The following is a 14,233-nucleotide window of genomic DNA, read 5'->3' as shown; positions in this document are numbered from 1 at the left end:
TGGTTGTCTGGTGTCGCCGCCGCGGTTATCGTTCATGACATTCCATTTACTCACAAGAATTTCTACTCTCTCAAGGAGCAGCTAGATGCGTTTGATCCTGTTGGGCGCGCCGGGGGCCGGCAAGGGAACTCAGGCCCAATTCATCTGCGAGCGGTACAAGATTCCGCAGATCTCCACTGGCGACATGCTGCGTGCGGCGGTCAAGGAGGGCAGCGAGTTGGGGCTGAAGGTCAAGGAGATCATGACCAGCGGCGGCCTGGTGTCCGACGACCTGATCATCTCCCTGGTCAAGGAACGCATCGCTCAGCCCGACTGCGAGAACGGCTTCCTGTTCGACGGCTTTCCGCGCACCATCCCCCAGGCCGACGCCTTGAAGGAAGCCGGCGTGAAAATCGATCATGTGCTGGAGATCGCCGTGGCGGACGAGGAGATCGTCAAGCGCCTGGCAGGTCGCCGCGTGCACCCGGGCTCCGGTCGGGTGTATCACGTCGAGTACAACCCCCCCAAGCAGGAGGGCAAGGACGACGTGACCGGCGAACCGCTGATCCAGCGCGACGACGATCGTGAATCCACCGTGCGCAATCGTCTGGCGGTCTATCACGAGCAGACCGCGCCGCTGGTCGACTATTACCAGCAGTGGGCCCAGGAGGAGCCGCAAGCGGCGCCTGCCTACCACCGGGTGGAAGGCGTCGGCAGCGTCGACGAGATTACGCAGAAGGTGATCGAGGCGCTGGAGGGCTGAGAAAAAGACCTATTGTGTTTTATCCCTGGCCCGCTTCGGCGGGCCATGCTCGTTGTGGGCTGGCCATCGTCCCGCACCGCGCGGCGGCGTATAATGGTTCGCCCATGCTCAGACGCGATATCTCCTATGCCGATACTGCTGGCCCTCGATGCCTCCTCCAGCGCTTGCTCCGCCGCTCTGCTGCTTCAGCGTGACGGCGCCGAGGAGCGGCTCGTGTCCCGCTTCGCCCTCACCCCCCGCGAGCATACTCGCCGCCTGCTGCCCATGGTCGATGAGGTGCTGGCCGAAGCGGGCGTGTCGCCCGCCGAGTTGGACGCGGTGGCCTACGGGCGCGGCCCGGGCTCCTTCACTGGGCTGCGTATCGCCGCGGGGGCGGCCCAAGGGCTGGCCTATGGCCTGGATCGACCGCTGTTGGGAGTGTCCACCTTGGAGGCTCTAGCGCTGGGAGCGCATCGGCGCCACGCCGCCGAGCATGTCGTGACTGCACTGGACGCGCGTATGGGCGAGATCTACGTCGCGGCCTGGCACTGTCGTGACGGTGCGACCGAAGCGCTGTCAGCGGAGGCGGTGATGCCTCCCTCCCGGCTTCGCCTGCCGAGAGGCCCGGGGGAGGGCGGCTGGCTCGGCGTTGGCTCCGGGTGGGCGCTTTGGGATGAGCTGGCGGAAGAGGTTCGCAGCACGATCGACCGCTGCCTGATTGAGCCTGAGCCGGCCGCCGAGGAGATGGTGCTGCTGGCCGCGCGCGCCTATGCGGCCGGCGAGCGTCATGCCGCCCACGAAGTCCAGCCGATCTATCTGCGCGATCAGGTCGCCTGGCAGAAAGGCGGGTAATGGACACGGACGCTTCGCTTTGCGACGGCGCTCCCGGCAGTGGCGAGCTGGCGCTGCGGTGGGAAGCGGGCGCTCTGGTGCTGGCCGGCGACCCCGCCCGCTACGGCAAGCCGCTCAAGGTCGATTTCGCCGAAGGGCGTGCGGCGCACCGGCGACGCTTCGGCGGTGGCCGCGGCCAGCTCATCGCGCGGGCCTGCGGTCTTGCCGCGGGCGCCACCCCCAGCGTGATCGATGCGACGGCTGGCCTGGGGCGGGACGCTTTCGTGCTGGCGAGCCTCGGCGCCGAGGTTCTGCTGATCGAGCGCATCGCGGCGATCCACGCCTTGCTGGAAGATGGCCTGGCGCGTGCCGCCAGGGACCCGGAGGCTGCGCCGATCGTTGCCCGCATGCACCTTACCCGCGGCGACGCCACTCGTGAACTCGCCAGCTTGGTGGTGAACAGCGGCGTGCTCCCCCAGGTGATTCATCTCGACCCCATGTTCCCCCACCGCGAGAAGTCGGCGCTGGTCAAGAAGGAGATGCGCCTGTTCCGCGAACTCGCCGGCGACGACGGCGACGCTCCGCGACTGCTGGAAGCGGCGCTGGACGTGGCCACGCATCGCGTGGTGGTCAAGCGCGCGCGCAAGGCACCGCCCATCGAAGGGCCGGCCCCCCACCACGTCATCGAAGGCAAGACCAGCCGCTACGATCTCTACGTGCACCGTTCCCTGAAGTCCTGAAACCTTATCCTCTAGCCCCGTAAGCGTATGTCGTATGCTTGCGGGAAACACCGCGCAACGCAGCGATTCGCTCAGCGTTTCCCTAACCGTGGCTGACGAGCTGTAACCTGTGCCGCAGCGCCGGGTCGAACAGCTCGCGCGACTGCTGCGCGGCGGCGCGCAGCCGCTCGTCGTACCACAACCGATCGTCACGCTCCCATAGCCAGCCCTCGGCCTCGAGGCTGTCGATCAGACTGGCGAACAGCTTGCGGTCGAAGAACTCCGGCGCATCCCGCCCCGACAGCAGCGCGAGGCGCTCGGTCAGCTGCTGACTGCGCTCGGCAAGGGCCTCGCGGCCAAGCTCGCCGGGCGGCTGGCCGAGCAGGCTCGATAGCAGCAGGTAACCGCGCTCGAGCGACGGTTGCATCAAGCGGCCCAGTAGGTCGAGTCGCTCGCCATCTCCCAGTGCCTCGGGGCGCTGCCAGCCCGCCTCGTCGCGGCGCAGCAACCCCTCCGAATCGAGAGCCGCGAGCATGTCGGGGAGGGCTTGTTCCAGCGGCATCGCCTCGAGGAACAGCTCGCGGGTGAGGATCGGCCAGGGCGGCTCGAGACGCGCCTGGAGAGTGGCGAGGTCGTGGCGTGGCGTATGGCGAAAGGCGAACGCGACCAGGCCGGCCAGGGCGAAGAGATGCAGCACGTTGTTGCGATACCACACCAGCAGGTTGGCCTGCTCCGGGGTGATCACCAGGATGTCGCCCAGCGCCTGCGCGCGGCGCTCGAGCATGCCCAGCGCCAGGACCTGTTCGATCCACTCCTCCGGCTCACCCTTCGGCAGGCTGACATGGCTGCCTCCCGGGCAGCGACGCTGGAGGGCGGCGAGCAAGGCGAGCTGGCGGCGCATGAGGCTCGCCTCGATGGCGCGGTGGGGGGTGGTCAGCATCACCAGGGCCACGAGGTTGACCGGATTGAGTGCCGCCGCCGCGTTGATCCGTCGCGCCAGCTGGTCGCCGAGCCTCGGTACCGCCGTCTTGATCCAGGCCGGTTTCGGCTCGACCGTGTCGGCACGCCAGTCGCGCGCAATGTCGTCGAGCCAGGGCCCGAGGTGCAGCGGCTCACCGACGTTGACCGCCACCCGGCCGAAGGGCTGGCGCAGCTTGCCGAGGACGCGCAGCAGCGCCAGCGGCGACTCCTTGCGCTTCTTGCCACCTCGCAGCTCGCGCTGATAGCTGGCATTCTCGATGATACGCTCGTAGCCGATGTAGACGGGGACGAAGGCAAGCCGAGGTGGGCTGGTGCCGCTGGCGCTGCGGATAAACGAGCGCAAGGTCATCGTCAGCATGCCGGGGCGCGGCTCCAGCATGCGGCCGCTGCGCGAACGGCCCCCTTCGATGAAATACTCCAGCGGATGGCCGCGCTCGAGCAGACGATGCAGGTACTCGTTGAAGACCGCGGCGTAGAGCGGCTTGTCGCGAAAGCTGCGACGCAGGAAAAAGGCGCCGCCGCGGCGCAGCAGCGGGCCGATCATCGGCATGTTCAGGTTGCGCCCGGCGGCAATGTGGGGCGGCATCAAGCCGTCGCGGTAGAGCACGTAGGAGAGCAGCAGGTAATCGATGTGGCTGCGATGACAGGGCACGTAGACCAGCGTGTGGTCGCCGGCGAGCGCCTTGACCCGATCGAGGCCGCGTACCTCGACGCCGTCGTAGAGGCGATTCCACAGGCGACGCAGCAGACCGTCCATGAAACGCAGCACCGGGTAGGTCATGTTCGAGGCGATCTCGCGACCGTAGCGTAGAGCGCGCCGCTGCAGCCGCTCGGGAGAGCGCTTCTCGCGCTCGGCCTGCTCGTGGATCACCCGTCGCACTTCGGGACTCGTCGCCACACCCTCGATCAGGGTGCGGCGGTGGGAGAGGTCGGGTCCCAGCACTCGGGTGCGCATGCGTCGGAAGTGAATACGCAGCAGGCGGGCACCCTTGCGGTTGGCCACGGCGGGGCCGCGTGCATCGAGCAGGTCGCGAAGGCGCAGCGGGGCGCCGAAGTGCACCTCCACGCTCTTTCCATTGACCAGGACCGACAGCGCCCGACGCAGCCGCCCCGTCAACTGCCAGCTGTCGGCGGCCAGCAGGCTCCAGAAGCCGAAGCGCTTCCCCGGGGCGCGTCCCCAGAATATGCTGACGGGCACCAACTGAACATCGGCGTCAGGATGCGCCGCCAGATGTTCCAGGGCGAGGCGAAAGGGGGCCTCGTGCCTGGCGGCACGCCGCCATAGTCGCCGCTGACGTGAGGGCAGGGCCACGCAGGCGGGCAGCTCCTGACCGTCGAGGCGGTGACGACCTCGAGCCGGCGGCAGACCGTGCCGTTGGCTCAGGCTGTCCAGCAGCAGAGCGTCGGAGAGCGCGGGGTGGGGCAGCACATAGAGCGTGGGGAGCGCCGGGTCGAGCGTCAGCTCGGTGGGCTCGGGTTCGACCAGCCGGGTTTCCACCCAGACTTCGATGAAGCGTCTAAGCGGGGCGCACAGCGCAGCGAGCAGCGTTTGGATCAGGGGCATCCCATACCTCGATATCGAACCAGGGGCCAGTATACGGTGACGCTGCCCGCAGGTCAGGGGGACGTACCATGCGGCGGGTTTATCACGGGCAGGAAGGGGGCATGCCATGCATGGCGTATGGCGAGAAGGCAATCGTTTCGAATTGCTGGCGGAGTCGTCGCGTTTCCTGCCGGCAATATTCGCGGCGATCAAGGGAGCGCGTCGTTCGATACTGATCGAGCTCTATCTGGTGGAGTCGGGGCGCCTGGCCACGATGCTGATCGAAGCGCTGGAACAAGCTCGACAGCGCGGTGTGAGCGTCGCCTTGCTGCTGGATGCCTACGGCGCGATGGGGCTTTCCAGCGAGGATCGGCGTCGGCTCGAGTCGGCGGGCGTGGCATTGCGCTGGTTCAACCCGCTGGGGCTTCGCTCCCTGGCGCGCAATCTCACCCGCAATCATCGCAAGCTGGTGGTGATCGACGGCCGTGAGGCCTTCACCGGCGGATTCGGCGTCTTCGACGAGTTTCTCTCTGCTTGGTACGAAATAGCGGTGCGCATCGAGGGGCCAGTCGTGGCCGACTGGGTGCGACTGTTCTCGCGCTTGTGGGACTCGCCGATGACCCGTGGCGAAGGGGATCCCGCGCTGGTTCGTCAGCTGGCGCTTTCGCTGGGTGAGAGTGAGGACTATCGAAGCATGCGGGGGCGGGTGGTGTGGGGGCAGGGGTATCGCTATCAGGCCATTCGTCACTCCCTGCATGCCCGGGTTTCCTCCGCGCAGCGCCGGATCTGGCTGTGTACCCCGTATTTCGTCCCCACCCTCAGCTTACGGATGCGCCTGGTGAGGGCCGCGCGCCGCGGCGTCGACGTGCGCTTGCTGCTGCCGGGGCGCGATCACGATCATCCGGGGGTCCGCTATGCCGGCCAGCGCTTCTACAAGCGACTGCTGCGCGCCGGAGTGCGCATCTTCGAGTTCCAGCCCGCCTTCATCCATGCCAAGTTCACGCTGGTCGATCAGTGGTCGAGTATCGGTTCGTGCAACTTCGATCACTGGAGCCTGCACTGGAACCTGGAGGCCAATCAGGAAGTGGAGGACCCCCGCTTCGCCGCCGAAGTCGTCGCCCTGTTCGAGCGCAACTTCGCCGCCAGCCGCGAAATCTCCCGCGAGGAGTGGGCACGTCGGCCGCGCTGGCAGCGCTTCAAGGAGTGGTTGTTCGGCAGTCTCGATGCCTGGCTGACACGGCTGCGTTAATGCTGACGGCCTCGGGCTCGCTTACTGTGTCACCTAGGGCACCCACCAATAGCGCACCACATGGAAGAAGATCGGTGCTGAAAAGCATACCGAATCCAAGCGGTCGAGCATGCCGCCATGGCCTTCGATCATGTGCCCCCAGTCCTTCACTCCCCGGTCACGTTTGATCGCCGACATTACAAGCCCACCGAAGAATCCGAGCAAATTGATCAATAGCGCGACCAGCCCGGCTTGCCACGGATTGAACGGAGTGATCCACCAGAGCGATGCACCGGCCAGAGAAGCCAGGGCAATGCCGCCAACGAAACCCTCGACGGTTTTCGACGGCGAAAGGTTCGGCGCGATCTTGCGCTTGCCGAACAGTTTGCCGCAGACGTACTGCAGCACGTCGGAAAGTTGTACGACGATCACCAGGTAGGCGATAAGGAGGAGGTGCCGACCTTCGAAACCGGGTATGTCGAGGGTCAGCAGCGCGGGCACGAAGGAAATGCAGAATACGGCCAGCATCAATCCCCATTGGACCGTGGACGCGCGCTCGAGAAAGCGCGCGCTGTCGCCCCCCAGAGAGGCCAGGATTGGCAGAAGAAGGAAAACATAGACGGGAACGAAGATCGAGAACATGCCGTACCAGTCGATGGCGATCAGCAGGTATTGTATCGGCAAGACGAAGTAGAAGGCTGCCACCAGTGCGGGATAATCGCTGCGCCGGGTTGGGGCCAAGGTAATGAACTCACGCAGGGCAAAGAATGACACCCCATAGAACAGCAGGATGACGGCCGTTTGGCCCAGCAGGAACGCGAATCCGATCACGGCCACCATCAACCACCATGCCTTGATCCGTGCGTTGAGGTTGTCAATGACCGGGGAGGAACCCGCACCTGCGCGCCACTTCAGCACGAAGCCCACCAGGGAAGCCAGCACCAGAAGGCTCCCGATACCAGCGAAGAGCAAAAGGGTATGGCGATCCATGTCAGGCTTCCTCCGCCGGCGCTAGTTCCTGCAGTGCCTCTACGGCACGTGCGAGGAAGGACTCCTTGCTCTCGTCCTGTTCGGCCATCAGCGGTGCACCAAAGCTAACAGTGCACAATAACGGCAGCGGCAATAATTGACCCTTGGGCATCACCCGCTTGAGATTGTCGATCCACACCGGTACCAGTTCGACCTGTGGACAGGCCTTGGCCAGATGAAAGATGCCGTTCTTGAAGGGGAGGAGCTTCACCTCGTCATCGAGATTACGCGTGCCTTCCGGAAACAGAATCAATGAGTCACCCGCGGCCAGGGCTTCGAGCATCGGCTCCAACGGATTGTGATCGCTGGCGGTGCGCTGGCGATCGATCAATACGCCCCGGAACACCTTGCCGATGAGGAAGCGGCGCAACGTCCCCTTGGCCCAGTAATCGGCACCGGCGACTGGGCGGGTCCGTTGGCGCAGCGCTGATGGCAGTGAAGCCCAAATCAGGACGAAGTCGCCGTGGCTGGCATGGTTGGCATAGTAAATGCGCTGTTTCGCCTTCGGCGTGGTGCCTAACCACAGGCTACGCATGCCGGTGATGGCACGGGCACTAGCGATGACGCTATAGGCGACAACGGTATCGAGCATGCAGACTCTTCCGAAGTGAACAGTGAAGTGAAATGCGTCGTGCACAGGATGGCTATTCGTTGACCGGTTGCCCTGCGACTTCCGCCAATCCCTGTCTTATACGGTTATACAGCGTGGCCAACAGCAGCACGGCAATCAGCATCAACGACCAGTCGATCCAGCCCAGCGGCAGCCAGCCGCTGGCGACGCCTGCACCCAGTACACCAAAGCCCAGTGCGCGATCGCTCTTGCCCATCGGACCGTCGTATCGGCGCGAAGCGCCTATCATCGGACCGAGTGCTCCAGCATATTCGCTGATCATGGCGAGCAATATCACCAGCCCCACCCAGAGCGGGTTTACCCCGGGAAGCAGGGCGAACGGCAGATAAAGAGCGCTGTCGGCGACGACATCGGTCAGTTCGTTCAGGTAGGCGCCCAGCCGACTCTTTTGTCCGAACTCGCGAGCGAGCATGCCATCGACGGCATTGAGTGCCATGCGCAGCAACATCCAGAGCGGAATCAGGGCGAACAGCCAGCGTTGATCGGCAAAGATGGCCACCACGGCTGCTATCGACAGCGAAGCCAGGCAGGCACTTAGGGTGACCTGGTTGGCCGTGATGCCGTGTTCGAACAGGCAGCGAACGGCAGGGCGCAGAAGGCGCTGGAAGCGTGGCTTGAGACGATAGATGGAAACCAAGGTCTTTTATTTCCTATGGCATGCTGTTACCCGAACAGGACGCTTGGCGCCTTCCGAGCGGGGGCTAAGCAATGGGGATCCTGTGGCGATGGGGGAAATGGGCCATGCCATTGACTGCCTAGCCAAGCGAGCGTGAGTACACGTTCTTGCCCTGGCTTTTCTCACTCATCTCGGGATGATGACTCGCCATACCGACGCCCCTGCTGAAAGCGCACGAGCGTATCGACAGGTGTGAGAGGACACAATCCCCAAGCGGGAATAACGTCAATTTCCTACAGCAAGAAACGTATATGTCTTACGTCGGAATCAAGACGCAATTGGGTTGAGAGGCTTCGAAGTCAGTTCTTGCCTTTGCCTCGCCTCGCGGGCTGCTTCTTGCGCGGCATGGGCTTGGGCGTTTCCGGTGGCACGCGGTAGTGCAGGTAGAGGTCGAGCACCAGCTCGGGCAGCTGGCTGACCAGCGACTCCATGCGGGCGGTGTCCGCGGCCAGTTCGGCCATGTCCGGCTCGTCGTCGAACAGGCCGGAAAGCGCCATGAACGGCAGCAGCAGAGTGGCGACGTTTTCCTCGTCCTGCTCGAACCAGGCGGCCTCGTCGAGGAAAACGCCTTCCATGAAGCCGGCACACCAATCGCCGATGGGAGTTTCCTCCGCTGGCAGGCCGTCCAGCGTCAGCTCGAAGGGCAGTTCCGGCAACCCGCCCTGCTCCAGCGTATCGATGGCATTGCGCCGCAGTTTTTCCAGCAGCGCCAGGATCTCGCTGCGCTCGGTGTCGTCGGCGAATTCCGGTTCGCCATGGAACAGCTCGGCTACCCAGGTGGCGGCCTCGAGCTCGCGCGGAGCCACGGCCAGGGCGACGAGAAAGCCGTGGGCCGAAATCAGGTCCAGTGCGTCGGGGTCGACGCATTCGGAATCGAGAAATTCGTCGAGGCGTTCGAGCTCTTCGTCCTCGAGCAGGGGCTGGGGCAGGGGCGTGTCGGACATCGGGCCTCTCGCATGGCAAGGTGAACGGATAGCATCAGCAGGGCTGGACGCCACCGTGGCGGGGCGTCATTCTAGCACCCCATGAAACAACCCGCGCTTCCCGAACTCTCTCGCGACTGGCTGGCAAGCCTCGACGACGCGGCGCTGCAACGCGCCCTGCTCGACCGCGTGGAGGCCGCCTGGCAGCTGTGCCGCCAGTACCATCCCGATCTGCCCAGGCCCAAGGTCTGGTGCGACCTGCGCGGCAAGTGCGCCGGCCAGGCTCACTATGGCCGCGGCGGGCTGCGCTTCAATCCGGTGCTGTATCGCGAGAATCGCCACGCCTATCTGGTCGAGGTGGTGCCCCACGAGATGGCCCACTGGCTGGTGAGGCATCTGCGTGACGGCCACCGCGCGCGGCCCCATGGTCGTGAATGGCGTACCGTGATGGAGCGTCTGTTCGGCCTGCCGCCGCGGGTCACCCACGCCTTCGACACGCGTCGGGCCAGCCCCATGCCGTATCGCTACCATTGCGGCTGCCAGGATCACTACTTCACCGCTCGGCGCCATGCGCTCGCTCGCAAGGGACGTCGCTATCGCTGTCTGTCGTGCGCTCAGACCTTGGTCTATCAGCCTTTTGTTGACGCTGAAAAATCATTACAACTGGCTGATATTTAAAGGAAAAATCGTGATACCAATGTCTAAGAGGAAGGCGTGTCCAGGCGGTATATGCTGGAAGGCAGATTTGGTGCCGGCGCAACCAAGAACAAGCAGCCGGTAACATCCACCGAGAGGGTGCATCTCCTGGAAGAGGCTATTCAATGACCGATCAGCAGAAAGTCTATCCGGTAAGCGACGACTTCGCCGCCAATGCCTGGATCGATCGCGAAAAGTATCAGACGCTGTACAAGCAGTCCGTCGACGACCCCGAGGGATTCTGGGCGGAGCAGGCTAAGCGCGTCGACTGGTTCAAGGCGCCGACGAAGATCAAGCACACCTCCTTCGATGCGAACAACGTCGATATTCGCTGGTACGAGGACGGCACCCTCAACGCCAGCGTCAATTGCCTCGATCGGCACCTGGAGACCCGCGGCGATCAGACCGCCATCGTCTGGGAGGGTGACGATCCCAACGATTCCAAGCACGTCACCTATCGCGAGCTGCATGCCAGGACCTGCCAGCTGGCCAACGCGCTCAAGGAGCTCGGCATTGGCAAGGGCGACGTGGTCACCCTCTACATGCCGATGATTCCCGAGGCGGCGGTGGCCATGCTGGCCTGCGCGCGCATCGGTGCCGTGCATTCGGTGGTTTTTGGCGGCTTCTCCCCGGATGCCCTGGCCCAGCGCATCATCGGTGCCGACTCGAAGCTGGTTATCACCGCGGACGAATCCGTGCGCGGCGGCAAGCACGTGCCGCTCAAGGACAACGTCGACGCCGCGCTGACCCGCCAGGGTACCGAGGTATGCGAGAACGTGCTGGTGGTCAAGCGCACCGGCGGCGAGATCGAGTGGAAGGAAGGGCGCGACGTCTGGTATCACGACCTGGTCGACAAGCAGGCGAGCGACTGCCCGGCCGAGGAGATGAACGCCGAGGATCCGCTGTTCATTCTCTATACCTCCGGCTCCACCGGCGCGCCCAAGGGGCTCAAGCACACTACCGGCGGCTACCTGGTCTACGCCAGCATGACCCATCAGTACATCTTCGACTACCAGGATGGCGAGGTGTACTGGTGTACCGCCGATGTGGGCTGGGTCACCGGCCACAGCTACATCGTCTACGGTCCGCTGGCCAACGGTGCCACCACGCTGATGTTCGAGGGCGTGCCGAGCTATCCGAGCCACGGCCGTATGGGCGAGATCGTCGACAAGCACAACGTCAGCATCCTCTACACCGCGCCGACCGCGATCCGTGCCCTGATGGCGCACGGCGACGGCGTGATGGACTCGAGCAAGCGTGACAGCCTGCGCCTGCTCGGCTCGGTGGGCGAGCCGATCAACCCCGAGGCGTGGGAGTGGTTCCACCGCGTGATCGGCAATTCCAAGTGCCCCATCGTGGATACCTGGTGGCAGACCGAGACCGGCGGCATCATGATCGCGCCGCTGCCGGGCGCCATGGATCTCAAGCCGGGCTCGGCCACGCTGCCGTTCTTCGGCGTGGTGCCGGCGCTGGTCGACAACGAGGGCAACGAGCTCAAGGGCGCCGTCGACGGCAACCTGGTGATCCTCGACTCCTGGCCCGGCCAGGCACGCTCGATCTGGGGCGACCACGATCGCTTCGTGCAGACCTACTTCTCGACCTACAAGGGCATGTATTTCACCGGCGACGGTTGCCGCCGCGACGAGGACGGCTATTACTGGATCACCGGTCGCGTCGACGACGTGCTCAACGTCTCCGGCCATCGCATGGGCACCGCCGAGATCGAGTCCTCGCTGGTGGCGCACGAGGCGGTGGCCGAAGCCGCCGTGGTCGGCTTCCCCCACGACATCAAGGGCCAGGGCATCTACATCTACGTGACCCTGACCGATGGCGTCGAGCCGAGCGACGAGCTCAAGAAGGAGCTGACCCAGTGGGTGCGCAAGGATATCGGGCCGATCGCCTCGCCCGACGTCATCCAGTGGGCGCCGGGCCTGCCCAAGACCCGCTCGGGCAAGATCATGCGCCGCATCCTGCGCAAGATCGCCGCCAACGAGACCGAGGGCCTGGGCGATACCAGCACCCTGGCCGACCCGAGCGTGGTGGAGGATCTGATCGAGAATCGCGCGAACCGGTGAGCCAAGCGCGACGCCTAACGAGACTCTAGCCGGCCTTCGGGGCCGGCTTTTTCGTTTCAACCCGCGTTGGCGATCGCCTCGACCAGTTCGGCCTTGCTCATGCGGCTGCGGCCGGGGACATCGAGCTTTTGCGCCCGCTCGTAGAGTTCGTCGCGCGAGAGCCGCTCCAATTCGGCGGGGCGGCGCTTCCTGCGCGGCGGCGCCTTGCCGTCGCCGCTCGCCTTCTTGCCCGTACTGCGCTTGGCTTTCGCCTTGCTGTCGGTGTCGGGGCTGTCTCGCTTGTCGGCGGACTTTCGCGAGGCTTTTACGTTTCGGCTTTCCTGTTCGGGCGGGCGCCCCTCGGTGAGGCTCTGCTTGAGCACCTGCATCAGGTCGATCACTTCGCCGCCCTGTTCCGGTTCGACATCGGGCTCGGACGACACCTCCTCGAGCGCCACCACGTCCTCTCCCTTGGCCAGCTTCTCCTCGGCGCGCTCGACGATTCGCTGACTCTGCAGGTCCTGCAGCGCCTCGCGTTCGAGCATCTCGTGGCTGAGCGCGGCGATGGCCTTCTCCATGGCCTTCACGCGCCGCTTTTCGGGAGCGTGCTCTTCGGGTAGATCGATGTCCGCCGGCGAGCGGATCTCGTCGGCGAAGCGCAGCGTCTCGGCACGCAGGATGCCTTTATCGGCGATGATCGCCACCAGATACTCCTTGCCGCGCATGACGAAGGTGGCGACGCCGGCGCGCTCGGAGGCCTCCATGCTGCTGGCCAGGAGGCGGTAGGCCTTGGTGACGCCCTTGTCGGGCGTCATGAAGTAGGCGCGCTCGAAGTACATTGGGTCGATTTCGTCGAGGCCGACGAAGCGTTTGAGATCGATCTCCTGGGATTTCTCGGGGGCCAGCGATTCGAGCTCGCGATCCTCGACCACGACGAATTCATCCTTTTCGACCTCGTAGCCTCGAATCAGCTCGTCATGGTCGAGCGTACGTCCCTCCTTCTCGCAGAAATAGCGGCGTGCGAGCGGCGTCCCGTCACGATCGACCATGCGCATCGACACCGGCTTGGCGCGGTTGGCGGGGTAGAGGTTCACCGGCAGGCTGACCAGCCCGAAGGTGATGGTACCCGACCACATGGGCCGGGGGCCGCTGGCATGGAAGCGCTTCTTCTTCTCTTCGTTCTCCGACGCCTCGTCCTTCGGCTTGCGCTTGCTTGAGCGTTGGCTAGGCACGCTTGCGCTCCTTCTTCAAGCTGGCCTCGAGCGCCTTGGACAGATCGTCGGAGGGCTCGCGGCGGCGGATGGGGGTGACCTTGACGCTCTTGCCCTGGCGCTTGGCCTCGATCAGTTCCAGCACGCGGGCGCGGTACTCGTCGTGGTAGTCGTCGGGCTCGAATTCCGCTTCCAGCATGCCGATTAGCTGACGCGCCATGTCGAGTTCCTTGGCATCGAGCGGCTTGCCCTTGGGCGGTTCCAGGGCGTCCACCGAGACGACCTGTTCCTCGTGGCGCAGCGACATCAGCATGGGCACGCCGCGATGCAGACGCAGGGCGCCGACATAGGACTTCTTGCGCATAACCCAGCGTGCCAGACCCTCGCGGCCGCTATGATCGAGCGCCTCGGCCAAGGCGAAATAGTCCGATTCGCTGCCGTCCGGACCCAGGTAGTAGGGGCGGTCGTACCATCGGTGATCGATGGCCTGCGGCGGCATGAAGCGAATGACCTCGATGTCGCGGCCCGAGTCGGGCTCAAGCGCCTCGAGCTCCTCCTTGTCGAACATCACCAGGCTACCCTCGTCGGTGCGATAGGCGCGACGCGTATCGGCGTAGGGGACGATCTCGTCGGTCTCGGGGTTGACCATGGCCTGCTTGACCGGGGAGCGATCCTTGGCGTGCAGCAGGCGAAAGTGCACGCTGCGATCCTGCACCGCCGAGTAGAGCTTGACGGGGACCGACACTTCGCCGAAGCGGATCACGCCCTTCCACATTGCCCGTGCGCCCATCAGCGATCCTCCTCGTGGCATTCGGGACATACCGTCTCGCGACCCTCGAAGCGTTCCGCCACGCACGCGGGACAGATGGGGCGGTCGCAGTAGATGCAGTGATAGCCTGCCTCGTAGTGAAACGTGCACAGGCAGAACTGACAGGTTTCGGGGCCGGATTCCAGCCACCAGGGTGCATCGCTCATGTCACCTCCCGGTTG

General features: G+C 64.7%; 14 protein-coding genes. 6 read left to right on the top strand and 8 right to left on the bottom strand.

The genetic code is table 11. The features are described from left to right. Positions 1 to 85: 85 nt before the first annotated feature. From adk to CYJ07_RS05895, 3 genes are all read left to right on the top strand, one after another. Positions 86 to 742, top strand: coding sequence for an adenylate kinase (gene adk, locus CYJ07_RS05905; RefSeq protein ID WP_104202752.1), 657 nt, complete (start codon positions 86 to 88; stop codon positions 740 to 742). Positions 743 to 868: 126 nt separating this feature from the next. Continuing rightward, a complete protein-coding gene (tsaB, locus tag CYJ07_RS05900) occupies positions 869 to 1,573 on the top strand; it encodes a tRNA (adenosine(37)-N6)-threonylcarbamoyltransferase complex dimerization subunit type 1 TsaB (RefSeq protein WP_104202751.1) in 705 nt (234 codons plus the stop codon). Then, positions 1,573 to 2,292: a class I SAM-dependent methyltransferase gene (locus CYJ07_RS05895; protein WP_104202750.1), complete on the top strand. Its 720-nt coding sequence runs from the start codon at positions 1,573 to 1,575 to the stop codon at positions 2,290 to 2,292. Before tsaB ends, CYJ07_RS05895 begins: the two co-directional genes overlap by 1 nt. A gap of 82 nt (positions 2,293 to 2,374) precedes the next feature. Here the strand turns inward: CYJ07_RS05895 and plsB are convergent, their stop codons facing one another. Beyond that, complete coding sequence (gene plsB / locus CYJ07_RS05890) at positions 2,375 to 4,816, bottom strand: glycerol-3-phosphate 1-O-acyltransferase PlsB (RefSeq protein ID WP_104202749.1); 2,442 nt, start codon at positions 4,814 to 4,816, stop codon at positions 2,375 to 2,377. Positions 4,817 to 4,922: 106 nt separating this feature from the next. Here plsB and CYJ07_RS05885 point away from each other — a divergent pair, with 106 nt between their 5' ends. Further along, positions 4,923 to 6,044 (top strand): phospholipase D-like domain-containing protein, encoded by a 1,122-nt coding sequence (locus CYJ07_RS05885; protein ID WP_104202748.1) that lies wholly within the window; start codon positions 4,923 to 4,925, stop codon positions 6,042 to 6,044. A gap of 33 nt (positions 6,045 to 6,077) precedes the next feature. On the opposite strand, the gene CYJ07_RS05880 is transcribed toward CYJ07_RS05885, so the two are convergent. The 4 genes from CYJ07_RS05880 to CYJ07_RS05865 all read right to left on the bottom strand — a co-directional run bounded on the left by CYJ07_RS05880 (position 6,078) and on the right by CYJ07_RS05865 (position 9,303). Further along, positions 6,078 to 7,013: a phosphatidate cytidylyltransferase gene (locus CYJ07_RS05880; protein WP_104202747.1), complete on the bottom strand. Its 936-nt coding sequence runs from the start codon at positions 7,011 to 7,013 to the stop codon at positions 6,078 to 6,080. 1 nt (position 7,014) lies between these two features. After that, complete coding sequence (locus CYJ07_RS05875) at positions 7,015 to 7,644, bottom strand: lysophospholipid acyltransferase family protein (protein ID WP_104202746.1); 630 nt, start codon at positions 7,642 to 7,644, stop codon at positions 7,015 to 7,017. Between the two features lie 52 nt (positions 7,645 to 7,696). Beyond that, positions 7,697 to 8,320 (bottom strand): CDP-alcohol phosphatidyltransferase family protein, encoded by a 624-nt coding sequence (locus CYJ07_RS05870; protein WP_104202745.1) that lies wholly within the window; start codon positions 8,318 to 8,320, stop codon positions 7,697 to 7,699. 338 nt (positions 8,321 to 8,658) lie between these two features. Then, the gene (locus CYJ07_RS05865) at positions 8,659 to 9,303 is read right to left on the bottom strand and encodes a YecA/YgfB family protein (protein ID WP_104202744.1); all 645 of its coding nucleotides are present in this window, start codon (positions 9,301 to 9,303) and stop codon (positions 8,659 to 8,661) included. Between the two features lie 81 nt (positions 9,304 to 9,384). Between CYJ07_RS05865 and CYJ07_RS05860 the strand changes: the two genes are divergently transcribed. Continuing rightward, positions 9,385 to 9,960 carry a SprT family zinc-dependent metalloprotease gene (locus tag CYJ07_RS05860; RefSeq protein ID WP_104202743.1) on the top strand — a complete coding sequence of 192 codons (576 nt, stop codon included), beginning with the start codon at positions 9,385 to 9,387 and terminating at the stop codon, positions 9,958 to 9,960. 143 nt (positions 9,961 to 10,103) lie between these two features. Further along, positions 10,104 to 12,053, top strand: a complete 1,950-nt coding sequence (acs, locus tag CYJ07_RS05855) for an acetate--CoA ligase (RefSeq protein WP_104202742.1) — start codon at positions 10,104 to 10,106, stop codon at positions 12,051 to 12,053. 56 nt (positions 12,054 to 12,109) lie between these two features. Here acs and ku (CYJ07_RS05850) read toward each other — a convergent pair whose 3' ends face one another. The 3 genes from ku (CYJ07_RS05850) to CYJ07_RS05840 are packed head-to-tail and all read right to left on the bottom strand — an operon-like array spanning position 12,110 to position 14,218. Beyond that, positions 12,110 to 13,264 carry a non-homologous end joining protein Ku gene (gene ku, locus CYJ07_RS05850; protein ID WP_231489545.1) on the bottom strand — a complete coding sequence of 385 codons (1,155 nt, stop codon included), beginning with the start codon at positions 13,262 to 13,264 and terminating at the stop codon, positions 12,110 to 12,112. Continuing rightward, positions 13,257 to 14,033, bottom strand: coding sequence for a non-homologous end joining protein Ku (gene ku, locus CYJ07_RS05845; protein WP_104202741.1), 777 nt, complete (start codon positions 14,031 to 14,033; stop codon positions 13,257 to 13,259). Before ku (CYJ07_RS05845) ends, ku (CYJ07_RS05850) begins: the two co-directional genes overlap by 8 nt. Then, on the bottom strand, positions 14,033 to 14,218 hold the full coding sequence (locus CYJ07_RS05840) for a hypothetical protein (RefSeq protein WP_104202740.1): 186 nt from the start codon (positions 14,216 to 14,218) through the stop codon (positions 14,033 to 14,035). Before CYJ07_RS05840 ends, ku (CYJ07_RS05845) begins: the two co-directional genes overlap by 1 nt. Between the last annotated feature and the right edge of the window lie 15 nt (positions 14,219 to 14,233).

This window comes from Billgrantia saliphila, from assembly GCF_002930105.1.
In the GTDB taxonomy this organism is placed as follows: Bacteria; Pseudomonadota; Gammaproteobacteria; order Pseudomonadales; family Halomonadaceae; genus Halomonas; species Halomonas saliphila.
Note: the sequence above shows the minus strand (reverse complement) of the source record. Positions and strands in the feature narration are given on the sequence as shown.